Raw genomic sequence first — 21,055 nt, 5'->3', positions numbered from 1 at the left:
AAATGCCCGCGCAAAAGCTCCCGTATCCCGGCGGATTATGACGCAGGGCGTTTTAACGTTGCAGCAACCCCCGGACAGAAAGGACTCCCGTATATGCAACGTACCCGACGACGCTACCGGCTGCTCACCGCCACACTGATGCTGCTGGCTGCCTCTGCCGCAGCCGCGCCGCAGGGCGAGTATTACGGTAGTGGTTACACCATCATCAGCCAGGAGCACGGCAACGATGATTTGCAGGCAACCGTGTACCGCCAGCTCACGCCGGGGACAGTCGGGCAGGCGCTGCCGCAGTTGCTGGACGGTACCGGCTGGCGCCTCGCCGACAGCCATGCCGCCGATGACCGCATCTACCGCCTCTACAACCAGCCGCTGCCCGAACACAAACTGCGCATTGGCCCGATGCCGCTGGACCAGGCGCTGGGCTGGATTGCCGGTGACGGCTGGGCGCTCGTCGTTGATCCCGTCAACCGACTCGTTTCGTTTGAGGTGGAGGCGCGTTACGACAGCCGTCCGCCCGTGGGTATCCATTCCCGTCCTGCCGCCACCAGCCACGCCCCGGATGTTGCCCCTGCCGCCACCCCGGTTTACGCCGACCTGCCGCCGCAGGGCAGTTTCCCGGCGGTGCAAACTGCCCCGGATTACAGCGCTACTACCTACCGCACCCCGACCGCAGCGTATCCCGCACCAGTGCGTGAGGACTGGCAAAGCACCCTGCCGCAGCGCCTCGCCGACAATGCCCATGCCCCGCAACCGCCGCGTGAGCAGCGCCGCAGCAAAACACGCAAGGCATTACGCCCGGCGGTGACAGCGACCGGCAATGACAGCGCTGCCGCCGCAGTCCCACAGCAGACTGCAGCCAGCAACCGCCACGCGGTCGCAACAACACAGAAAACGGCAACCACTGCCGCAGCGCCTGCGACCAAAACCACGCCGGCGAAGACCGGCGCGACCGCAGCGGACAAGGTGACAAACGAGCAACAACGTGCTGCCAAAGGTGCCGCGCTTGGATCACGCCCCGCAACGGCGCAACACCCTGCCACACCGGACAAGGCGGCCAAAAAGGCTGCTGCCCCGACAGAGAACAAGACGCCCCCGGAGGGCAACAAAACTGCCACGCCCGCGACCACAACAGCAGAAAAAACGCCTGCACCAGCCGGGCACAAAAAGGCGGCGGAAGCCAACCCGGCGGACAGCCCCGCCACGGCAAAGCCTGCCACAGACGCCACGGCAAAACCGGTACCCGCAGCAACGCAGCCCGCTGCACCCGCAAAGGCCGCGCCCGCCCCGGCAAAAAGCGAAGCACCTGCACCCGTGCTGGCCAACCCGGCAAAAGCGGACGGTACGGCACCAGCTGCCGCCAAACCTGCCACAGCGCAGGACACTGCGCCGCAGGCAAAACCCGCCGCCGCGCCTGAAAATCCGGCCACCACCCCGGTCAAAACCGGCTACCTGCCCGGCCCGCCGCCGGCACTGATTGCCAAACGCACCATCCATGTGCCGCCGCAACAGCGCCTGCGTCCGCCTGCCGCGAAAGCAGCGCATGGCGAAACCGCCGCCAGCATGACCCCGCCTGCCGCCCCTGCCGCTGCTGCCACCCCGGAGGACGCACCATGAGACTCCTCGCCCTCGTTTCCCTCGCCTGCCTGCTCACCGCCTGCGCCAGTACCCGCTCTGCGGACACCGCCTGCCGCTACCGCGAGCGCGACCTCACCGTTGATTTCGCCCAGCGCACCTACTGGTGCATTCCCGGAGACCGCAAATGATCTGCAAACCGCTACTGCTTCCCGCCCTGTGCCTGCTTCTGACTGCCGCCCAGGCGCAAAACCGCACCGAGACCACCTTCACCTATACCACCACCGCGCAGCGCCAGGGATTCCAGCAACACTGGCAACTGAGCGACAAGGAAATGACACGCTACGAGGAAGTGATGGTGAACGAGGGCCGCTTCCGCTACCCGAAGCTGACGCCGCTGGAAGTGCTGGCGATTAGCGCGCCAGACGACGAGACCATGCGCTACTACGCGAAAAAGGCAGCCGCCGATGAAATGCGCGCGGTACGGGCGCAACTCGCCTACGCGGTGATGGTCACTGAAGAAAAAACCAAAATCTACAACGAACTGGAAGCGCAGGCGGCAGCGCGTGCCGTTGCACGCGAACAGGAACAGGCCAAAGCCGACGAGATGCAGGCGAAGATTGACGCCTACATCGCCGAACACGGCGGCCAGGATGCGGCGGATGACGCGAAAAATGCCGCAGCCGCGCCCCCGGCAGCGGCTACTCCCGGCAAAGCGGCGGTCAAACCGTAAGGGACAACCATGATGGCCGCGCGTAACACCCTGCTGCTCATCGGCCTGTCGGCATTGCTGGCAGGCTGTTTCGACCGCGACAAACCGTCGGGCAAGCTCAAATATGACGACACGACACAAAGCACGACGGGTAGCAGTTATGACAGTGACGCGGCGGATGTGGGTGGCGACGGCATGGGCAGCAATGAGCCGATCCCGCCGCAAGACAGTACGCCGGTGGCGCTCAGGGCGGAGGTTGACGAGAACTGGCCACCACCCAAATTCAAGCCGGTCACTTATAAGGCCATGTCAGCGCGACGCCTGTCCTATGCCGGACAAATCATGCGCGTTGCCAATGCCAATGGCGTCGAAGTGGAGCTGGCGCACGCCATCATTACCCAGGAATCTGTTTACAAGCTCAAGGCCAGATCCGATGGCGTTGGTGCAATGGGACTGATGCAACTGATGCCGGATACCGCGCGCCGCTGGAAGTGCTACCAACCTTACGATGCTGAATGCAATCTCAATGCCGGGAACCGCTACCTCAGATTTTTGGCTGACCGTTATAACGGCAATATCCGCACCATCGCTGCAGGTTACAACGCAGGCGAAGGTACCGCTGACAGTTATTTGCACGGGACACGCCTCAAAGGGAAAAATTCCGGGATCAAGACCCCGAACGGTGTACCGCTTGCTTCTTTTGCCTATACCCCAAAACAAAGGGCGCGCTGTCCCAGCAATAACTGGCATCCCACCCCGGACTGCGAAGGCCAGACCTTCGACTACGTCCGTTCGGTTCTCGGCTACTACCTCACCTACAAGCAGCACCCGGAGCTGATTGGCAAAACGGTTGAACCTGCACCGTCTGCCGTCGCCCACCGGCAGGGGAGGATCTGATGCGCCGCCTGTTGCCGCTCTGCCTCGCCTGCCTGTTGCCGTCCGCACTTGCCGCACCCGCCGCCGTTGCGACCACGCCGAATTACATCCGCGAAGCGGCCGCCCGTTATCAACTGGACACGGCCACGCTCTGGCACGGCAGCGATACCTGGCCGTGGCTGGTGTGGCGCGACAACCAGCCCATCCGTCTGCGCGACCAGCAGACGCTCATCCGCTATCTCCAGGCCGACCCGTCCATTCCTTTCGGCCTGTGGCAACTGCACCTTGCCGATTTCCCCGGCGAACTTTCGCTCGCGCAGGCGACGCTGCCGCGCGTACAGGCGGAGCTCGCCGCGCGCCGTCTGCACGCGCGCCAATCACCCGCCGTCAAACCTGCCGCCGTCGGCAAGGCTGCCGTCGCCCGGCCGTCCATTCATCCCTGCTATGCCGAACACATCAACCAGGCATCGGCGCGTTACGGCGTCTCGCCGCTGCTCATCAGCGCGGTCATCGGCAGCGAGAGTGCCTGCCAAAAGGGCGCGGTGTCGCCCAAGGGGGCACGCGGGCTGATGCAGGTGATGCCGGATACCGCCCGCGCGATGGGTTACGACCCGGCGGACATGTTTGAACCGGCGATCGCCATTGACGCCGGTACCCGTTACCTCGGCATACAGCTGCGCACCTTTGGCCGGGTGGATTTGGGGCTGGCCGCCTACAACGCCGGCCCCAGGGCGGTTGAGCGCTACGGCGGCATCCCGCCCTACCGCGAGACGCGCAACTACGTCGTGAAAACGGTGCGCCAGTACGCCAAAAACTATTTGAGGAGCCTGCAATGAGCCTGAAATCCGTGCTTTTTTCCCTGTTCGCCGCTGCTGTCGCCGGGGCAGTGTTTGCCGACCAGCCCGCGCCGCTGCCGGGGACAGTACCCACCGAGGAATGGGCGAGCAATGACGACCTGGCCGGTGAAGTGGCGCGTCTTCAGGCGAAAGCGCCGCAGAACGCCGTCTTTGACGCTTATCACGTCAAGGATGCGGGGGTGCAGGCGGTGGTGCCGGTCAGGCTGGCACTGGTCGGTGCCGACCCGCTCTCGGTCGCGTTCCTGAAGAAATACCACGACCGTTTGCAGGCGGAGCATTACACCGTGCTGCTCATCGGCGACGCCGACATCCTGCGCCAGTTCCGCGAGGCCTGGCCTGCACTGGAGGTACAGCGTTTTGACCTCGACAACCGCCTGATTCTGATGCTGCACGTCATCGGCATCCGCTACTACCCGGCACTCTACGACCAGGGTCAGGTCTCGCCGTAAGGGTTGCGTGATGCGTGCGTTGTTCTCCCTGCCGTTTCGTCTGCTGCGCCGCCTGTTGCGCAGTCTGATGCTGCGCACCGTCGCCGATATGCGCGGCGGGCGCAAGCGTTATGCGAAAGAGGCACTGTTGCGCGACATCCACGAGTACACCGCCGTCTGGGCGTACCTCGTCGGCGCCGCCTTCCTCTTTCTCGCCTCCGAAATGGCGCTCCTGGTGCCGTCCATCGCCTGGGCGGGCTCGGCAGTATTTCTCTACCGCGCCTGGGTGCGCGGCTGCCACGGTTATTACGTCGCCAGCTATCAGCGCAACCTCACCCGCCTGCCGCCCTACCGGATGGAGAGCCGTGCGCTGCGCCAGCTGAAAAACCAGTTTCTCGGCATGGGTTTCCTCTGGGAATCCATCCATGCGCAACGCCTTTACGACATTGAGCTGCACAAGAACCAGCGCTTTACCCGCTTCAGCGACGGTTATTATCGTGCCCGCGCCTACTGCAACCGCCAGCATCATGGCCTCTTTGCCCGTGCGCTCGCCCGTTATTTGGAATCCGATAGCCTGCTCAATCCGTGGCGTCCCGCGCCGGGGCTGGAAGGCAAAACCTGGCTGCACACCGTTGGTATGCCGGAAGGCGAGCAGCCGGTGTACCAGCCGCTCCCGACGCGGGTCTCGCACACCATCGTTTTCGGCACCACCCGCGTCGGCAAGACGCGCATGGCGGAGGTGCTGATTACCCAGGACATCCATCGCGGCGACATCGTTATCGTCTTCGACCCCAAGGGCGACCGCGAACTGCTGCTGCGGATGTACGTCGAGGCGAAGGCCGCCGGGCGCGAAGACCAGTTCTATATGTTCCATTTGGGTTTCCCGGAGCTGTCGGCGCAGTACAACCCGGTCGGCTCCTTCCTCCGCGTCACCGAAGTGGCAACCCGCATCGCCAACCAGATGCCGGGCGAAGGGCAGTCGGCGGCATTCCGCGAGTTCGTCTGGGCATTTGTCAACCAGATTGCCAAGGGACTGGTGCTGCTCGGCCGTACCCCCAGCTACCCGATGCTGAAGCAGTACAGCGCCGACGTTGAGCCGCTCTTTATTGACGTGATGGAACTGCTCTACCAGCGGCACAACCACGACTACCGCCCGCGTCTTGCCGAGTACGAGGCGGCACTGCTGATGCCTGCCGAGAAGCGGCGTGATGCGGGCTTCAACTTCGTTATCCCGCGTGCGATGAACGACCGGGGTCAGCGCGGCAAGGCGTTCTGGCTGCTCTTCCGCGAGGTGGGCGAGCAGTTGCCGCTGACACCGACCGAGCGCGATGTGGCACTTTCCATGATGAAGGCATTTCAGACCGATGCCAGCTACATGGCGAAACTGGTCGCCTCGCTCGATCCCTTCCTCGAAAAAATGACCACCGGCGCGGTCTCCCGCCTGATTGCCCCGGATTTTACCGACCTCAACCGCGATGTCTTTTCCTGGTCACAAATCATCCAGGCGCGCGGCATCGTCTATATCGGCCTCGATGCGCTGTCGGATGCTGAAGTGGCCGCCACCGTCGGCAATTCGATGTTCGCCGACCTTACCTCGGTTGCCGGACGCCTCTACAAGCACGGCGCCGACCACGGCCTGCCCGCCTATCCCAAAACCGGCTACCAGCCAAAAATCTGCCTGCACGCGGACGAGTTCAACGAACTGGCCGGGCCGGAGTTCGTGCCGATGCTGAACAAGGCGGGCGGTGCCGGGGTGCAGGTGACTGCCTACACCCAGACCCTGCCGGACATTGAGGCGCGCGTCGGCAGCAAATCGAAGGCGGAGCAGATGCTCGGCAACTTCAACACCGTGGTCATGCTGCGCGTGTTGAACGAAAGCACCGCCCGCCTGCTGGTGGAGAAGACCAACAAGGTCAATGTCAGCGACATTGCCACCTTCTCCGGCTCCTCCGACAACCCGGACATCACCTCCAGCGTGCGTTTCCATGCCTCGACACAATCGCGTGAAGTGTCGCAGTCGGTGGAGCTGCTGCGCACCTCCGATCTGGCCAAGCTGCCGAAGGGACAGGCGTTCGCCCTGCTCGACGGCAACAACCTCTACAAGCTGCGCATCCCGCTGCTCCGCTACAACACCCGCGAAGCGGTACCGGATGACATCGATGCGGTCGCGCGGGAGATGGAAAAGAACTACAGCAACAGCCCCACCAATACCGACTGGGCACGTTATCAGGAATACCTGCGCGAAGACGAAATCTTCGCCGACGGCGAGTACGGCAGTATGCAGGACCTGTGCAACAGCTACCTGCGCGAGCTGGACAGCGATGCCTTCATGCAGCAGCAGACGGCGCTGATGGACGGTGACTGATGGCAAGACAACGCGACACTACCGCCAACAACGCGCCGCCTGCCGCCCCGCAGACCGATTCGCCAGTATTTTCACCGATCAGCGGCACCCTCCGTCTCGTCTGGAAGTGCGTCGTCTGGCTCTTTCTCTCGGTCGTCATCGGTACCGTCCTTGACTGGCTCGGCATGCTCGCCGGCTGGTGGGGTCCCGATCACTCGCTCACCGTGCTGTCGCAGGATATTGCCTGGCTCGGCGAACACTTCACCACCTCCATTCTCGGCCGCTCTCCGGCAGAGGTCGCGCTCGCCATCAGCCGCGCCGTCCACGACTACCTCTCCTTCCAGGTGCACCCGTCGCCACGCGACAGTGCCTTCATCGCGCTCGCCAAGCAAACCGCGCTCACCGTACAGCCGTACTGGCAGGGCGTCATTTTCTCGGCGATGAACACCGTGGTGCGCCTGTTCATCATCATGCTCAGCGCGGTGTTCTTCATCGTCGTCTTCGTCGTCGCCCTGATTGACGGTCTGGTTGAGCGCGAGCTGCGCAAGGAAGGCGGCGGTATCGAACACGCCGCCGTCTTCCACCACGCCAAAATCTGGATCAGCCGCCCGCTGGCATGGTCGCCCATCATCTATCTCTCCGTGCCGGTCTCGATCAACCCGGCCTGGGTGGTGTTGCCGTCGGCGCTGGTCTTCGGCATGGCCACCTATATCGCCTTCTTCACCTTCCGCAAATACGTCTGATGCAGGAGCGCTTATGAATCCGTCCCCCGAAACATCCCGCCGCCTGCTGCTCGCCGCCACCATTGCCGCCCTCTCTGGCGGTCATGCGGCGCTGGCTGCAGGTACCGGCAAAAAACGCGGCAGTCGCCGCACGCCCGCCAACAACCAGGCGCGCGACATTGACGCGCTGGTACATGAACTGGACTACCTGATTGAGGTAGCCCGCAATTTGCAACGCCAACATGGAGGTGACAAGTCCCGTATCCGCTTCAACTACCCTGCGCTGCTCGCGCAACTGACCGCCGCGCGTGACGGCTGTATCGCTTACCTCGAAGACGAGGTGATGGAGCTGCACGCCGCGCCGCCTGCCGTCATCAAATCCCGCCCGCTGGTGTCGCCATGAGCGGCAGTACGCAAAACATCGCTTCCGCCTTCAATGCCGCGACCGGCATGGGCGGCAATTCCATGAGCGGGATGCTCTCCTTCGGCAGCCTGGCGCTGATCGTCATCCTCTTTGCCTGCAGCGCCCTGCTGGCGCTGGGGATGGTGATGCGCAACGGCCAACGGCAGCCGGGGCTGGACACCTGGTTCCAGCTGCTGTTCGTCATGTGCGGCATTGCCCTGATTTTGCTGTTTTTCTCTTTGTTATAACCCCCAGGAGTATTTATGACCCTTATCCAACCCCTCAAAAACCCGCAAACGCTGCGCTGGCTGCTGTTTGCCGCCTTTATCCTGCTGCTCTTGTCCCTGCCCGCGCTGGCACAACAAAGCCAGGGTGGCGGCACCTCCAACCCGCTGTCCGGCATCAACATTGCCGGAGGCGACAACAAGAACCTGAACAGTATGTTCGGCTTCTTCATCAAGCTGATCGTGGTTGCCGCGCCGTTCGTCATCATGATTTTCGTCTTTGGCGACGCCATCCTCAGTATTTTTACCGCGCTGCGCCAGGCATTGCGCGACGGCAATATCGGCTATTTCTTCTTCATCCTGCTGCTGATCCTGATCGGTATCGGCGTGGCGCTGTGGGTCGGTTACTACATGTTTGAGCTGGTGGGCAAATTCGATTCCTACTGGCCGAGCAAATAGGGCTGCCGTCATGAAACCCGGCGCCATCCTGAGCGAACTGGAGCGGGAGCCCGTCGTTTTCTGGGGCTGTACCCGCAGCGAGATTTTCTCCGCCTTGCGCCGGGGCATGGTGATTGGCGCACTCGCGGCGAGCCTGCTCACCGCGATCGCTGCCGCCTTTCTCCGTGGCTCAACCCTGGTGCCCATCTGGATGCTGTCGATGATGGGCATCACCTACCTGTTTACCCGCAGCCGCCTGTACCGCATTGCCAGCCTGCGTGCCGGGCGGCCACTGTTCTACGAGCTGCACGCGCTGATTTACAAACGGCCGCAATTCATCCAGCCCGCTGCGCGCTACCAGCGCGAGCGCAATCGCAATGATCCGTTACTGGACGCCGCCCGGCAGGCGCAAAAACGCAGCCGCAATACACCCGCTGCACCCGCTGGCAGCAGGGAGACACCGCCATCCGGCAAGGGCATGGTTTTCCCCTGGAGCCGGAAAAAAACTGACCAACCCGAAATCGCCGTTACTGACACAGCGGACGACAACGCCCTGCCTGCTACAGCAGACACGGACATCCCTGCCACAGCGGACGCCTTGCCTGAATCCCCGATGCGGGCAGAGCCCCGCCTCACCCTCACAAAATCCGACCAGGAGTAACCGTGCAACCGAGACGCAAAGACGAGCAACTGGCCCAGGAAGGCCGCTTCAAGAACCGCATCATCTGGTTTTTGCTGCTCATGGTTGGCCTGTCGCTCTACAAGTTCGCCACCTACCCGGACGCCATTCCGGTTTATACCGCGCCCGACATCTCGCGCGCCTTCCTGCAAAAAAGCGGTGACGTGCCGAACGAGACCGTTTACGGCTTTGCCCGCACCCTGTGGGAGTCCATCAATTTCTGCAAAAAGGACTGCATGACCGAGTTTCCGCAAGCGCTGGACCAGTACCGCGCCTTCCTCACCAACGCCTGTTATACCGACCTCAAAACCCGCTACGAGCGCCAGTCCAACCTCTACGAGGCGCGCTCACGCCGCCTGCTGCCGACCGAGAACGCCATTGCCGACCTCGGCAAGACGCAGCGGATTTCCCGGGACCTCTGGCACGTCGTGCTCGAATACCAGCTTGATGATGATGTCGGCGGCGTCACCACCCGCAACCAGACGATGCAGTACCCGCTGAAAATCGTGCACAACACCGTGCCGACCCAATACAACCCGTGGGGGCTGGCAATTGACTGCTACTGGGAGGAGCCGCGCGCCATTGCCTACGACAAGGACAAACTGGAGCCTGCCCGATGAACACCCGCCTGCGCCTCCTCGCCTTGCTGCTGATTGCCGCCACGGCCGGCGGCAAGGACATCACCCTCAGCAATGACCCGGTGTCCATTGCGCTGCCGCTCAACCGCGAAATCCGTATCGAATTTCCCGAAGCGGTGATTGACCTGAACGTACCCGCCGCCGTCGGCGAGCGCCTGCAAACCCTGCTCAAACCCAACGGCGCGCTGTTCTGGAAGGCAACCGGGCAAATCAGCAACAGCCGCGCCATTGCCACCACCGCCGCCGGTGACGTCATCCTGCTTGACCTGCACACCACCCCGTCCGCCAGGGATGACGAGACCGTGTACCGCCTGCTGACCCCGGCGATGACCCAGGTAGTGCAGGCGCAGAACGCCAGCCCGGCACAGGCGGCGCGGCAGGCCGGACTGCCGGATTTTCTCGTCGCCGAACTGATGGGTGGCAAAGGCATGGACAGCGGCGGCGGGGTGACGCTGACCGACAACGCCCCGCAGTACGACTACACCGACATGGCCGCCTTTGCGATGCAGCACTACCTCGGCCCGGCGCGGCTCATCAGCAATCTTCCGGCAGCCAGGGTCAAAAACGGCTTCATCGGCAAACATCTGCTGCGCGTCTGGCAGGGCAAGGTGCAGCTGAAGGTGCTCGACAGCTGGCACTATCAGGGGCAATACATCACCGCCGTGCAGGCGCGTAACACCGGCATTGACCCGATAACGTTCGACCCGCGCGCCATCCGTGGCCGCTTTCTCTTTGTCGCCACCCTGCACGAGACCCTGCAACCGCGCGGTCATCAGGACGATACCACCATCTGGGTCTTCATCAGCGACGTTCCCTTCAACCAGGCATCAGGAGGCCGCTAACCATGCGCATGGCCAAGATTGTCCTCACCCTGTTCCTGCTCGCCGTGCTGGGCATTGCCGGCGTCAGCGTGTACTTCCGCAGCAGCCCGGACATGGCCGCCTGGAACCACAACAGCAACAACCTGTCGCCGCTGGCCGAGCGCAGCGACGACGACATCAGCTACTCGCAGGAAGTGCGCACCTTGACCGCCCGCCTCAAGCAGCAGGCGGACGAGGCGAAGGAAAAAGACCAGGCACGGCAGCGGGAAATCGACAACCTGCGCCAGCAGCTGCGCGAGCAGTCCACGAGTACCAACAGCAAGCTCAACCAGGAAGTGCAGGGGCTTGCCGAGCGCAATAACGCGCTCAATCGGCAAAACAGCGAATTGCAGGCGCAGATGGCGCAAATGCAGGAGACGCTGGGGCAAATGCAGGCGCGCCAGGAAGAAATGGCCAACCGCGAACCGCCGGACGTGTCGGCACAGGTCGCGGCAGAGCTTGCCAAAATCACCGGCAAGACACCGGAAGAAGTGCGCGCCGGGGCGACGGACAAGGACACGAAACGCGACGATACCCCGCGCGAAAACGTCTTCACCGGCTTGCTGGAAGACGGCAAAAATGCGGTAAACAACCTGACCGGTGAGGACAACAAACCGCAGCCCCTGCGACCCGGCGCAGCGGACGGCAGTCGCCCGCCGACACCGTTGCCGGATGCCGATGGCCGCGTCCATTTCCAGCCCTACGGGGCGATAACCGGCACGGGTCAGAACAACCTCACCGGGATGATCAGCCGGGGCGGCAACGTCTTCAACGGCAACCCGAACGGCAGCGGGCAGAATCCGGCGCTCGCGCAGCCGCCGCAGCCGACGCGCTGGCCGGTTTATACCCTGCCGGTGACGACGATGCTCACCGGCGCGGTGACGCTGACACCGATGGTGGGGCGGGTGCCGGTCGGCGGCAACGTGCATGACCCGTTCAAGTTCCAGGTTGAGCTGGGCGCGGACAACCTCGCCGCCAACGGCCACCGCATTCCCGGCGTGGTCAAGGTCATCGCCGCCGGTACCGTGGTCGGCAACCGCGAGCAGGAATGCGTGCGCGGCTCGATTCAGGTGCTGACCTTCATCTTCAGGGACGGCCGCATTCACACCGTCGGCGACGGCACGAGCCGCGACAGCAACGGCGGTCTCGGTTATCTCGCCGACTCCTGGGGCAAGCCGTGCATCCGTGGTACCTACATCAACAACGGCAGCGAGTACCTGACCTCGCGCGCCACCGCTGCCTTCCTTGAAGGGCTGGCCGGTGCCTACGGCAACGCGCAAATGCGCCGCACCACCGATGCCAACGGCTTCCGCGACACCTATATCAGCGGCAACACCTACCAGTACGCCGCCTCGCAAGGCATCGGCAGCACCGCCGCCGAAATCGCTTCCTATGTGCGCGAGCGGGCGATGGACGCCTTTGACGTCGTCTATGTACCGCAGGCGCACAAGGTACAAATCATCCTCGAACAGCAGGTGGACATCGACTACGACACCCAGGCGCGCAAGGTGTCCTACCTGCGTCATTCCGCCAACGGAGCCCGCCATGACGACTGACCCCTGCACCCGCCCCCTCCTGCTTGCCCTGATGCTGACACTGGCCGCGTGCAGCAAGGGGCCGACACTGTTGCCCGACGAAGGGCCGACCACCAAAGAAATCTGGCAGGGCAACTACCGCGAGAGCCGTGAAGACGGCGGCAGCCGTATCCCGGACGGCGGCTATCCGGTCGCAGGCAGCCGCATGACCGAAGTCGGCAGCCGGACGGCGATGAGCAGCATCACCGGCAGCCACTTTGACGAGCTCAACCAGGACTTCAAGGAAGTCCCCAACCCGAAAATCCTCGGCTACGTCTATGCCCACTACAACAGCACCGGCATGGCGGTACCGGGCTACTTCACCTCATTCCGCCTCTACCGGGTCAATCACAACGCGCTGATGCGCGAAGGTGCCGCCGAAGGATGGGCGCGATGAGCGGCACGGCGCGGATGCACCCCCTGAAAAATTTCTTCCTGCGCGTGACCGGCATTGCGCCGCTGGTTGGTCCCATCCCGCTGTTTGAAGAAGACTACCGCAACCTGTTCAAGGCAGAGACCAGCTTTGCCGACTACTTCCCGGTGGAAGGTTACGACAGGCAAAACGGGGTATTCACCATGGTCGACGGCATCAACATCGGCGCGGTATGGGAATGCACCCCGGCCGACATGGACGCCAAGCCGGAAGAAACGCTCGCCGCCTTCAATGACGCGCTGGCAAAGGCGCTGTCGCAGCTGCCGCAGGAAAAAGACAATCCGGACAACCCCTACATCGTCCAGATTTACCTGCAAAACGCCGACATCGACAACCTCGGCGACCACCTCCACGCCTGCCTGCCGGAGCATCTGCGCGAGGACAAATTGTCGCTGGACGTGGTGCGCCTCCTGCGCGAGCACAGCGACCTGCTGACGCACGAGCTGGGGGCATTTCAGGACACGCGCGTCGCCCAGGAAAAAGGCTGGCGCGTCGCCACGCAAAAAATCTACGTCTGCATCTACCGCCTGGAGAGCGAGGCGTACTGGAAGCGGCAACGCAAAACTCCTGCGAAAAAACTGCTCGATGACGTCGGTGCCTTCCTCGGCGCCCTGAACGGGATGCGCATCCAGGCAAAACCGCTGGACGGCTACGGCCTTATCCGCTGGCTTGCTCCCTACTTTGCCGCCGGACATGACAAAGTCACCAGCCGCGCCATCTACGACGACAAACAGCAACTGGCCAACTTCGACCTGGGGCAGGAATGCTTTGCCATCCAGCCGGAATACCGCAAGAGCGAGGATGCCGGGGAGCGCGGCATCTGGAAATTTGGCGACCGCTACCTGCGCTACCTCACCACCCACGGACTGGAGGCGGTGCCGGAAGACGGCTGCCTCAGCATTGGCCGCGAAGGCGATGCCTCGCCGTGGGAGCAGATGCCGCCAGGGACGATGATGGTGTGGACCATCGCGCCGCAGCCGAAAGTGATGCTGGACGGGCGCATTGATGCCATCAAGGCGACCGCGCAAATCAGCACCTCCAGCGAAGCGGAATACACCCTGGAGCAGGCGGATACCGCCAAATCTGAATGCCTGCGCAACGGCCAGCGCATCTTCTACACCCAAGTGGGTGCTTATATCTCCGCCCCCGATTACGAAACCCTGCTCGACCGCACCCTGGTCGCCAGCGACACCCTGCTCAAGACCAATTGCCTCAGCTTCATCCGTCCGGAGGATGACCTCATCAGCCAGGACAGCTTTGTCCGTGCGCTGCCGTTCGTCTATGACTTCAGGCACGACCGCAAAGCGGCGCTGCGGGCGCGCATGACCTACCTCAGCCAGCTCTCCTCCATCCTGCCGTTCTTCGGCTCCGGGCGCGGCTCGGACAACCTCTGCTACCTCGGCTACAAGCGCAGCGGCGAGCCGTTCATGTGCAACCCCTTCCTCAAATCCGACCGCTCGCGCGTCGCCCACCAGATGGTGTTTGGCCCGACCGGGGCGGGCAAATCGGCGACGATGATCAGCATGGCACTGATGAGCATGGCGGTGAACGCGCCACGCCAGTTCGTGCTTGACAAGGGCAACTCCTTCGGCCTGCTCGCCGACTACTACGAGGCGATGGGCAAAAAAGTGCGACGCATGACCTTCAACAGCGCCTCCACCGATACCTTCCCGCCCTTCTTCGAGACCGCCAAAGCCCTGCGCGAAGCGGACAACAGCGGCCGCCCGCAGGCGCTGACCGGTGAAGACGCCGCCGGTGATGATGACGAAGAGCGCAGCTACCTCTCGGAGATGCTCAATACCCTGCGCATCATGGCCACCGGTGGCAAGCAAAGCGATGCCGAACGGCTGACCCAGTCGGACATGGCCTTTCTTCAGGACGCGCTGATCAAGGGCTTGCGCGCCAGCCAGGAAAACGGCGACCCGCACGCGCGGCCGCAGGACGTCCATGAGGCCATGCGCCGCATCGCTGCCGAAGAAGAAGTCGAGGCGCTGAAACTGCGCTACCGCGAATTTGCCGATGCCATCAAATTCTGGACAGAAGGACCGCGCGGCCGCCTCTTTAACCAGCACGGCGGCGGCTTTGACGCCGATGCCGACCTCACCCTGATCGAAACCGGCTCGCTCACCAACGAAGGTAACGAAGACATGTTCGCCGTCGCCGGACTTGCCACCCTGACCAACATCACCGCGCTCGGCGAACGCACCCAGGCCGATGGCCGCCACATCGAAGTCTATACGGACGAAGGCCACTACTGGATGAAACTGGTGATGCTCATCCTCGGCATGATTCGCGCCACCAAAGTCTGGCGCAAACTCGGTATCTGGCTGATTTTTGGCACGCAGGACTTCTCCGACTTCCACGAGGACGCGCGCAAAATCCTGTCGCAGGCAGAGTTCTGGTGGCTGTTGTCAATGGGCGAGGACGAGGCGCAGCAAATCTCGCGCTTCAAGAACCTCACCCCGGAGGAGCACTACCTCATCCGCCAGGCCAAGATTGAGAAACCGAACTACACCGAAGGGACGATGCTCTCCGACCGCTTCGGCTGCGGTCTCATCCGCTACATCCCGCCATCGCTGGTACTCGCCCTCGCCCAAACCGACGCGGATGAAAAAAACGCGCGCAAACGGCTGATGGACGAACACGGCATCAGCGAGCTGGAAGCCGCCATCCGCATCGCCGACCAGATTTCTGCCAGCCGCCGCCGTTGGCAAAACCGCTTCAGCCCCGCCCCGGTGGCAACCCCATCCCAACCGCAAGGAGTACGCCCATGAACCCGAACACCCCGCTTTTCCGCACCACCCTGCTCGCCTGCTGCATCACCCTCAGCCTCGCCGCAGGCGCGCAAATTGCCCCGGCACCCGCCAGCACTCCCGCACCGGTCAAGGTCAAGGGCAACCCGTTCAACCCCAACTCGGTGCTGCCGGGCAAGGGACAGGACTACCGCGCTGATGACATCCCCAGCGGCGAGGCTGGCTACTACTACATTCCGGGAGCCGCCGCCGGCGCCGACAGCGTTGCCACCGCCTACTACGGCCAGACCTTCAAGTTCGGTGCGGGCTACCGCCTCGGACTGAACCGCCAGTGCGGCGAGCTCAATCCCTTCGCCAATATAAAAGACCAGCTGGAAACAAACGTCGGAGAAAAGGCAAGAGAATTCAGGGCATTTATGGAAAGCCTTCCCTCACTCATCGCCAGTTCGGCGCTGGAATACGCGCTGGCCAAAGTCAATCCCGAACTCTACCAGCTGACCCAGTTGAACCTCGACGAATACTTCGAGCTGTTCCAGATTAACGTCAAAACCTGCGAGCAGGTGCGCAGTGAGCTCTTGCGCGACGGCGACAAGGCACCCGGTCTGGACCGGCTGATGCAGGTAGCCATTGGCGACGAATGGAAGCGGATGATTGAAAAAGGAGAATTCAAAAACAGCCGCGACATTCAGGCAAAAGTCGCCGAAAAGGCTGCAAAAGAAGGCATCGTTATGGCCGACGGCAAGGCCTACGGCGGCGAAAACCAGGAGCCGATCAACTTCACCCAGTCGCTGGTGAAAGCAGGCTACTCCATCATCACCGGCCACAAGGACGGCAAAACCGGCTGGGACAGCCCGCTCACCGGCAAAACCGACGATATGCCGATTACCAAACACTTCAAGAGCAGCAAGGAAATGGCCGCGTTTCTTGAAAACATCTACGGCAGCACCACCCAGCGCCTCAATGCCAGCGGCAAAAGTGGGGTAGAAAGCCGCGCCGGCAGCAGCATCGGCCCGGCCTACAACGAAATGCGCAACGACTATCTGACCAAACTCAACGAATACGCCACCCGCAAAATCGACCGCAAAAAATTTGAAGAAGAAACCGGCATCCTCATCGCGCCGGCGGTGATGGAAGACATCCGCCGCGCTGACCCCTACCAGCGCGCAGCACTGATTGAAGACCGCGCCAAGCAGGATGCGATTGACACGATGGTGACCCGCCTCTATCTGGCGAGCGACGTGCTGCGCGCCGGTATCAACGCGCCGGACATGGTGCAGTCCAGCCTCTACGGCGTCGCCCGCGAAGAATACGAAAAACTCTACTTCCTCATTCAGGACGACATCTCCCGCCTGCAAAACAGCCGCTACCGCTGAGGAGGCCGCCATGCTGCGCAGAACATTCCGCTTCATCCTCCGCTTCGGCTTCTTCATCCTCGTGCTGCTGGTCATCATCGTCGGTGGCCTGGCATTGCTCGCCCTCGTCGGCCCGGAAGGCACGGTGAACTTTAAAAAACTGCTGGATGCGGGCTGGTGGTTCACCAGCATCATCCGCTGGCTGGCGATTGCAGGCATCATCCTCTACCTGCCGAAATTTGCCGCCAAACGCGCCGAACGCTACGCGCGGGAGCTGGAAGGCTGGATTGATGCCTACGACAACGCCGAAGCGCAAGGCGCGACCTTTGAAACCCTGCAAGACATCCAGGCGCGCGCCAACGACTGCGACAAAATGCGCCTCTCCTACGAAAAACTGCTGCAGCACCACCGCCTTGCGGGCTGCCTGCTCATCTGCATCGAGATCATCTTTGTGCAGTTTCCGCATCTGATTTGAACCACCTGATTTGATTCAAGGAGAGAAAAATGCACACCTCGTCCTACCTCGAAGCCTTCCTCTCGGTCTATGGCTGGATGATGTACAACACCCTGTACGAACTGTTCGCCATGACCTGGCTGCTGTTCCTGCCATTCATGAAGCTTGGGTTTCTCACCTTCATTGACACCTTGAGCGACAGCGCCAACCGCTATGGCCAGTTCAAGAAAGGGATTATTACCTTTGTCCTGATGCTTTTTGCGCTGTTTTTGGCAGTGGTGCCGTTGGATACCATTACGGTACAAGGGGCGACGGTGAACGGCATCTGCGCCAGCATGGAAATTAATGACAAGGCCTCCTACGATTACCTGAAAAACCATTACCGCTTTGATGTTGCTGAAAGCGGCAAGGTGCCACTTTTACCGTCGCTGGCAATGCGTATTGGTGCCGGTACCAATAACGTTATCTATCGTGCATTGCCTTGTGCGCAGGATGTGAACAAGTTTGCAACCGTCATGAAAATGTCCGAAGTAACCAAACCGGAGCTGGCACAAAGTATATTGCGCTTTAATGAAGAATGTGCCATCCCTGCTCGCAACCGACTCAATGACCTGGAAAGCAAAGCACCCAAAACCTACGGCAAAATGTTGGAACAATTCAAAAAGGATGACGACTATACCGATTTCAAAGAAAGAAGTTATGTAAACAGCAAATTGTACCGGATAGCCATGAATCCTGATATGGGGCAAATAGGCGGCCTGGTTGATGCTGAAGAACAAAACGTGGTCAAAGAGATTTTTGAAAACGGTACAGGCAAGGGCGACCCGCTATATAGCGCTGATCGTGTAACCGAAGTGGCATCCAACAACCCGGATAACTCGCAACTGCAACAAGCCAATAATAGCGGCCCTGCCTCTTGTCTTGAATGGTGGGAGAAACGACTTTATCCTGATCTGAAAGATAATATTTCAGATGATGTGGCATCAAAGCTATCCATGAGTAGCAGTTTCAATGTTAACTCAAATGATTGTTTGGATTATAGTCAAATAACATTTAATAGACAAGGATATGCTGTTCCTAAATTGGGAATAAAAGGTGGTGACATTTATGATAAAAAGAAATGTATATCCAATGCAGAAACAACATATGGAAAAAAGTTTTATGATGATCTTGTTTATTATGGTATTACTAATGTTAATCGTGCCAACACTTTGGCTTTAAGCCGTGAAGATCGTAAAAACGCAGAAACTATCGGTGCTCTAGGCGTCGTTGGTGCGGTACTGTCCGTCTTCACCGGCAAGGCAGACGTACTGGGAGCAATCGCCGATAATGCGGTGAATTTCTATGCACAAATGTTTTTCTTCCGGGTATTGTTGCAACTGTTGCAGCCGATGCTGTTGATGGGCATCTTTGCCTTTTGGGGAGTTTATTTGATTATCGCCGATTACCGCTGGGAAACGATACTGAAAGGGCTGATTCTGATCTTTATCATCAGCCTGCTGCCCGGATTGTGGGCAATCACCCAGTATCTTGATGCTACCCTGTGGCACGCGCTATACCCGGATGTTGATTCATTGGCAGTCGCGGTCAAACGGCAAAGCGGCAACTATGTGGAGCGGCTACTGCTGGATGCTGCCAGTACTGTCTTTAATATCATCTTCCCGTTGATATTGATGTATCTGGTTAATGAAGCAGGTGGGGGAAGACCAGGGGCTGCCCTTGCTGTTGCTAATGGTCAGGCAGAAAATATTGGTAGGACTGGCGGAAGGATGGCTGGCGGTGCAACCAGTGGCACTGCCGGGATGGCTGGCCGGGGAGCCGGAAAAGGGATGGATAAATTCCGCCAGTGGCGCGCCAACCGAAAAGACCAGGGCAATTTACCGCCAGGAGGAAGTCGTTATTAAAATAATAAAAGCCGGAGAAATCTCCGGCTTTTTAATTAAGAAATTAGTTATTCATCATTTTTTCCAATATAGGGAGAATAATTAGGGTTGTATTTTTCCCAAGATCCTATGACATATAGAGACTCAGCAGGATTAATATGGTTTCCATCCTCCCTGAAGGGCATAGGCTTGTAACCCTCATAATCATCCGAAGCAGCCGTTTTTCTTGGCGAGCCATCTCCCATTTCTAACATCAGAATAAAGACACCAATGCCGAAAGAGATGCCAATAACGACCAATGTAATCAAAGCGCCCATAACAGCCTTCTATTTGATGACAACTTGTTTAGCCTTTAATCTCTTGAGGATAACCCATAATTATTTGAAGCATTGTTAGAAGTTATCCCTCCGGCTGCGTACCCACCAACAGTGTAATGATAAGGTGGCAAATCATCGTTGTTTTTATAATTTGGGCAATCGTCTTCTAACGAAGATATTTTGGAAGAATCTCCCATTTCTACCATCAGAATAAAAACACCAATGCCGAAAAAGATGCCAATAACGACTAATGTAATCAAAGCGCCCATAACAGTCTCCTGTTTGTTTAAGGTATGTATATGATATTACGCCTGATTTTATCAGAGTGTCAAGCTTACCTCCTATGTCGCATTGGTGCAGGGCGGACGGCAGCGTCCATCGCTACGCGCGCGGATGGCCTTTTTTGAAGACTTTTGCGAGGTATTCTTCGCTGTAGTCGATGTACTCGGAGGTAATATCGGGCGAGCCATGCCCCAATATCAGGCCAATCAGCCGGAGATCCGCGCCGTTCTCCGACAGGTGCGTCGCACAGGCATGGCGCAGGCGGTGCAGGGTAATGTGCTTCCTGAAAGGGGAATATTCGTTGTTGATGCGCGCATTCAACTCCTGCATATCGTTGTCGTTTAGCGGACGGTCGCCCTTGGGCGAGACGAAGAAAAAATTGCTGCACTGGGTTGAGAGTTTTGTGGGGCGCACCTTTTTCAGGTAGGCGCGCAGGCTTTTCCTGAGGACGCCCATGAAGGGCACAAAACGCTGTTTGCCGCGCTTGCCATAGCGGATGAAGATGTACCGCTGCTCCCAGTTCACGTCGCAATACTGCAATTTGCAGATTTCGCTGCGGCGCATCCCGGTAGAGTAGGCGAGGTCGATGATGGCGTAGTCAGTGATGCCCTGCGCCGTTGTGCGCGGAATATTGGCAAAGATGACCCCGATTTCTTCCGGCGAGATGTAATTCGCCTGGCGACGCTGCCTCGGCATGGTCAACCCCGGCATCCGCAGTGGCAACTTGTAAAACTTGATCCACCGGTTGAGGACGACGGTCGCCGTGGCGAAGGTCGAACGCGAGTATTGATTGTCCATTATCTCGCGCAGATAGGCCTCAATGTTCGCCTCGCTCAGCACACTTTCGCCGTGCTGCGCCATCCATCTGGCGATGCGGGTCAGCGCGGAACGGTAGCAACGGATGGAAAGATTCGATAACTTCCGCCGCATCCGCTGGGCTGCGAGGAACTCGTCCGCCTGTTCAAACATGGTGATGCTCCTTTGCCGAAAAAACCATCATCGCAAGCTGCGCCCCCTGCGCGCCCCTATTCTGCTTCCCGAACGCGGGTCAACACAGGACGGCACGATTATCCACAAAAAATGTGGGTAACACGAAAAAAACGCGCTATAGTGCGGGCAACGCCTGGATGAGCGCATCATCCACAATGCCCCCTGTTGGTCATCCCTCGCGGGACGGGCTGCAAGACCAACGCACCGGCTCGCCGGTTATTAAATCCGCTGCCCCGGCAGCATCTCACCCTTGGGGGACACGTT

At 60.3% G+C, this 21,055-nt stretch carries 23 protein-coding genes; 20 read left to right on the top strand and 3 right to left on the bottom strand.

Going from position 1 to position 21,055, the window contains the following annotated elements:
• The first annotated feature begins 93 nt into the window (after window positions 1-93).
• Genes ACO54Z_RS08585 through ACO54Z_RS08490 form a run of 20 tightly spaced genes read left to right on the top strand, consistent with a single transcriptional unit; the run spans window position 94 to window position 19,223 of the window.
• Window positions 94-1,614, top strand: a complete 1,521-nt coding sequence (locus ACO54Z_RS08585) for a hypothetical protein (protein ID WP_485996634.1) — start codon at window positions 94-96, stop codon at window positions 1,612-1,614.
• The gene (locus ACO54Z_RS08580) at window positions 1,611-1,763 is read left to right on the top strand and encodes a hypothetical protein (protein ID WP_485996633.1); all 153 of its coding nucleotides are present in this window, start codon (window positions 1,611-1,613) and stop codon (window positions 1,761-1,763) included. The genes ACO54Z_RS08585 and ACO54Z_RS08580 overlap by 4 nt, the downstream gene beginning before the upstream one ends.
• Window positions 1,760-2,305, top strand: a complete 546-nt coding sequence (locus tag ACO54Z_RS08575) for a hypothetical protein (protein WP_485996632.1) — start codon at window positions 1,760-1,762, stop codon at window positions 2,303-2,305. The genes ACO54Z_RS08580 and ACO54Z_RS08575 overlap by 4 nt, the downstream gene beginning before the upstream one ends.
• A 9-nt stretch (window positions 2,306-2,314) precedes the next feature.
• Window positions 2,315-3,181 (top strand): lytic transglycosylase domain-containing protein, encoded by an 867-nt coding sequence (locus ACO54Z_RS08570; protein WP_485996631.1) that lies wholly within the window; start codon window positions 2,315-2,317, stop codon window positions 3,179-3,181.
• The gene (locus tag ACO54Z_RS08565) at window positions 3,181-3,996 is read left to right on the top strand and encodes a lytic transglycosylase domain-containing protein (protein ID WP_485996630.1); all 816 of its coding nucleotides are present in this window, start codon (window positions 3,181-3,183) and stop codon (window positions 3,994-3,996) included. Before ACO54Z_RS08570 ends, ACO54Z_RS08565 begins: the two co-directional genes overlap by 1 nt.
• On the top strand, window positions 3,993-4,466 hold the full coding sequence (locus tag ACO54Z_RS08560) for a hypothetical protein (protein ID WP_485996629.1): 474 nt from the start codon (window positions 3,993-3,995) through the stop codon (window positions 4,464-4,466). Before ACO54Z_RS08565 ends, ACO54Z_RS08560 begins: the two co-directional genes overlap by 4 nt.
• A gap of 10 nt (window positions 4,467-4,476) precedes the next feature.
• A complete protein-coding gene (traD, locus tag ACO54Z_RS08555) occupies window positions 4,477-6,810 on the top strand; it encodes a type IV conjugative transfer system coupling protein TraD (RefSeq protein ID WP_485996628.1) in 2,334 nt (777 codons plus the stop codon).
• Complete coding sequence (locus ACO54Z_RS08550) at window positions 6,810-7,532, top strand: TIGR03747 family integrating conjugative element membrane protein (protein ID WP_485996627.1); 723 nt, start codon at window positions 6,810-6,812, stop codon at window positions 7,530-7,532. The genes traD and ACO54Z_RS08550 overlap by 1 nt, the downstream gene beginning before the upstream one ends.
• A gap of 13 nt (window positions 7,533-7,545) precedes the next feature.
• Entirely contained in the window at window positions 7,546-7,914 is a 369-nt protein-coding gene (locus tag ACO54Z_RS08545; protein ID WP_485996626.1) for an RAQPRD family integrative conjugative element protein, read from the top strand.
• Window positions 7,911-8,162: a hypothetical protein gene (locus ACO54Z_RS08540; protein WP_485996625.1), complete on the top strand. Its 252-nt coding sequence runs from the start codon at window positions 7,911-7,913 to the stop codon at window positions 8,160-8,162. Before ACO54Z_RS08545 ends, ACO54Z_RS08540 begins: the two co-directional genes overlap by 4 nt.
• Window positions 8,163-8,177: 15 nt before the next feature.
• Window positions 8,178-8,597 (top strand): hypothetical protein, encoded by a 420-nt coding sequence (locus ACO54Z_RS08535; protein ID WP_298080538.1) that lies wholly within the window; start codon window positions 8,178-8,180, stop codon window positions 8,595-8,597.
• A gap of 10 nt (window positions 8,598-8,607) precedes the next feature.
• Window positions 8,608-9,237, top strand: a complete 630-nt coding sequence (locus ACO54Z_RS08530; protein ID WP_485996624.1) for a DUF3487 family protein — start codon at window positions 8,608-8,610, stop codon at window positions 9,235-9,237.
• Window positions 9,238-9,239: 2 nt separating this feature from the next.
• Window positions 9,240-9,875 (top strand): DUF2895 family protein, encoded by a 636-nt coding sequence (locus ACO54Z_RS08525; protein WP_298080535.1) that lies wholly within the window; start codon window positions 9,240-9,242, stop codon window positions 9,873-9,875.
• Entirely contained in the window at window positions 9,872-10,735 is an 864-nt protein-coding gene (locus tag ACO54Z_RS08520) for a DUF3438 family protein (RefSeq protein WP_485996623.1), read from the top strand. The genes ACO54Z_RS08525 and ACO54Z_RS08520 overlap by 4 nt, the downstream gene beginning before the upstream one ends.
• 2 nt (window positions 10,736-10,737) lie before the next feature.
• A complete protein-coding gene (locus ACO54Z_RS08515) occupies window positions 10,738-12,309 on the top strand; it encodes a hypothetical protein (protein ID WP_485996622.1) in 1,572 nt (523 codons plus the stop codon).
• Window positions 12,299-12,724: a hypothetical protein gene (locus ACO54Z_RS08510; RefSeq protein WP_485996621.1), complete on the top strand. Its 426-nt coding sequence runs from the start codon at window positions 12,299-12,301 to the stop codon at window positions 12,722-12,724. The genes ACO54Z_RS08515 and ACO54Z_RS08510 overlap by 11 nt, the downstream gene beginning before the upstream one ends.
• Window positions 12,725-12,738: 14 nt before the next feature.
• On the top strand, window positions 12,739-15,534 hold the full coding sequence (locus ACO54Z_RS08505) for a conjugative transfer ATPase (protein ID WP_485996620.1): 2,796 nt from the start codon (window positions 12,739-12,741) through the stop codon (window positions 15,532-15,534).
• Complete coding sequence (locus tag ACO54Z_RS08500; RefSeq protein ID WP_485996619.1) at window positions 15,531-16,886, top strand: hypothetical protein; 1,356 nt, start codon at window positions 15,531-15,533, stop codon at window positions 16,884-16,886. Before ACO54Z_RS08505 ends, ACO54Z_RS08500 begins: the two co-directional genes overlap by 4 nt.
• Before the next feature lie 10 nt (window positions 16,887-16,896).
• Window positions 16,897-17,340, top strand: coding sequence for a hypothetical protein (locus ACO54Z_RS08495; protein ID WP_485996618.1), 444 nt, complete (start codon window positions 16,897-16,899; stop codon window positions 17,338-17,340).
• A gap of 29 nt (window positions 17,341-17,369) precedes the next feature.
• Complete coding sequence (locus ACO54Z_RS08490) at window positions 17,370-19,223, top strand: hypothetical protein (RefSeq protein ID WP_485996617.1); 1,854 nt, start codon at window positions 17,370-17,372, stop codon at window positions 19,221-19,223.
• A 47-nt stretch (window positions 19,224-19,270) separates the two neighbouring features.
• Here the strand turns inward: ACO54Z_RS08490 and ACO54Z_RS08485 are convergent, their stop codons facing one another.
• From ACO54Z_RS08485 to ACO54Z_RS08475, 3 genes are all read right to left on the bottom strand, one after another.
• On the bottom strand, window positions 19,271-19,519 hold the full coding sequence (locus ACO54Z_RS08485; RefSeq protein WP_485996616.1) for a hypothetical protein: 249 nt from the start codon (window positions 19,517-19,519) through the stop codon (window positions 19,271-19,273).
• Window positions 19,520-19,554: 35 nt separating this feature from the next.
• Entirely contained in the window at window positions 19,555-19,788 is a 234-nt protein-coding gene (locus ACO54Z_RS08480; RefSeq protein WP_485996615.1) for a hypothetical protein, read from the bottom strand.
• Window positions 19,789-19,900: 112 nt separating this feature from the next.
• Window positions 19,901-20,770: a tyrosine-type recombinase/integrase gene (locus ACO54Z_RS08475; RefSeq protein WP_485996614.1), complete on the bottom strand. Its 870-nt coding sequence runs from the start codon at window positions 20,768-20,770 to the stop codon at window positions 19,901-19,903.
• Between the last annotated feature and the right edge of the window lie 285 nt (window positions 20,771-21,055).

This window comes from Cardiobacterium sp. (genome assembly GCF_057314735.1).
Note: the sequence above shows the minus strand (reverse complement) of the source record. Positions and strands in the feature narration are given on the sequence as shown.

Excerpts from the sequence above, each read along its gene's own strand:
- ACO54Z_RS08585 (WP_485996634.1), top strand. The coding sequence starts at position 94 with ATGCAACGTACCCGACGACGCTACCGGCTGCTCACCGCCACACTGATG.
- ACO54Z_RS08580 (WP_485996633.1), top strand. The coding sequence starts at position 1,611 with ATGAGACTCCTCGCCCTCGTTTCCCTCGCCTGCCTGCTCACCGCCTGC.
- ACO54Z_RS08575 (WP_485996632.1), top strand. The coding sequence starts at position 1,760 with ATGATCTGCAAACCGCTACTGCTTCCCGCCCTGTGCCTGCTTCTGACT.
- ACO54Z_RS08570 (WP_485996631.1), top strand. The coding sequence starts at position 2,315 with ATGATGGCCGCGCGTAACACCCTGCTGCTCATCGGCCTGTCGGCATTG.
- ACO54Z_RS08565 (WP_485996630.1), top strand. The coding sequence starts at position 3,181 with ATGCGCCGCCTGTTGCCGCTCTGCCTCGCCTGCCTGTTGCCGTCCGCA.
- ACO54Z_RS08560 (WP_485996629.1), top strand. The coding sequence starts at position 3,993 with ATGAGCCTGAAATCCGTGCTTTTTTCCCTGTTCGCCGCTGCTGTCGCC.
- traD (WP_485996628.1), top strand. The coding sequence starts at position 4,477 with ATGCGTGCGTTGTTCTCCCTGCCGTTTCGTCTGCTGCGCCGCCTGTTG.
- ACO54Z_RS08550 (WP_485996627.1), top strand. The coding sequence starts at position 6,810 with ATGGCAAGACAACGCGACACTACCGCCAACAACGCGCCGCCTGCCGCC.
- ACO54Z_RS08545 (WP_485996626.1), top strand. The coding sequence starts at position 7,546 with ATGAATCCGTCCCCCGAAACATCCCGCCGCCTGCTGCTCGCCGCCACC.
- ACO54Z_RS08540 (WP_485996625.1), top strand. The coding sequence starts at position 7,911 with ATGAGCGGCAGTACGCAAAACATCGCTTCCGCCTTCAATGCCGCGACC.
- ACO54Z_RS08535 (WP_298080538.1), top strand. The coding sequence starts at position 8,178 with ATGACCCTTATCCAACCCCTCAAAAACCCGCAAACGCTGCGCTGGCTG.
- ACO54Z_RS08530 (WP_485996624.1), top strand. The coding sequence starts at position 8,608 with ATGAAACCCGGCGCCATCCTGAGCGAACTGGAGCGGGAGCCCGTCGTT.
- ACO54Z_RS08520 (WP_485996623.1), top strand. The coding sequence starts at position 9,872 with ATGAACACCCGCCTGCGCCTCCTCGCCTTGCTGCTGATTGCCGCCACG.
- ACO54Z_RS08515 (WP_485996622.1), top strand. The coding sequence starts at position 10,738 with ATGCGCATGGCCAAGATTGTCCTCACCCTGTTCCTGCTCGCCGTGCTG.
- ACO54Z_RS08510 (WP_485996621.1), top strand. The coding sequence starts at position 12,299 with ATGACGACTGACCCCTGCACCCGCCCCCTCCTGCTTGCCCTGATGCTG.
- ACO54Z_RS08505 (WP_485996620.1), top strand. The coding sequence starts at position 12,739 with ATGCACCCCCTGAAAAATTTCTTCCTGCGCGTGACCGGCATTGCGCCG.
- ACO54Z_RS08500 (WP_485996619.1), top strand. The coding sequence starts at position 15,531 with ATGAACCCGAACACCCCGCTTTTCCGCACCACCCTGCTCGCCTGCTGC.
- ACO54Z_RS08495 (WP_485996618.1), top strand. The coding sequence starts at position 16,897 with ATGCTGCGCAGAACATTCCGCTTCATCCTCCGCTTCGGCTTCTTCATC.
- ACO54Z_RS08490 (WP_485996617.1), top strand. The coding sequence starts at position 17,370 with ATGCACACCTCGTCCTACCTCGAAGCCTTCCTCTCGGTCTATGGCTGG.
- ACO54Z_RS08485 (WP_485996616.1), bottom strand. The coding sequence starts at position 19,519 with ATGGGCGCTTTGATTACATTGGTCGTTATTGGCATCTCTTTCGGCATT.
- ACO54Z_RS08480 (WP_485996615.1), bottom strand. The coding sequence starts at position 19,788 with ATGGGCGCTTTGATTACATTAGTCGTTATTGGCATCTTTTTCGGCATT.
- ACO54Z_RS08475 (WP_485996614.1), bottom strand. The coding sequence starts at position 20,770 with ATGTTTGAACAGGCGGACGAGTTCCTCGCAGCCCAGCGGATGCGGCGG.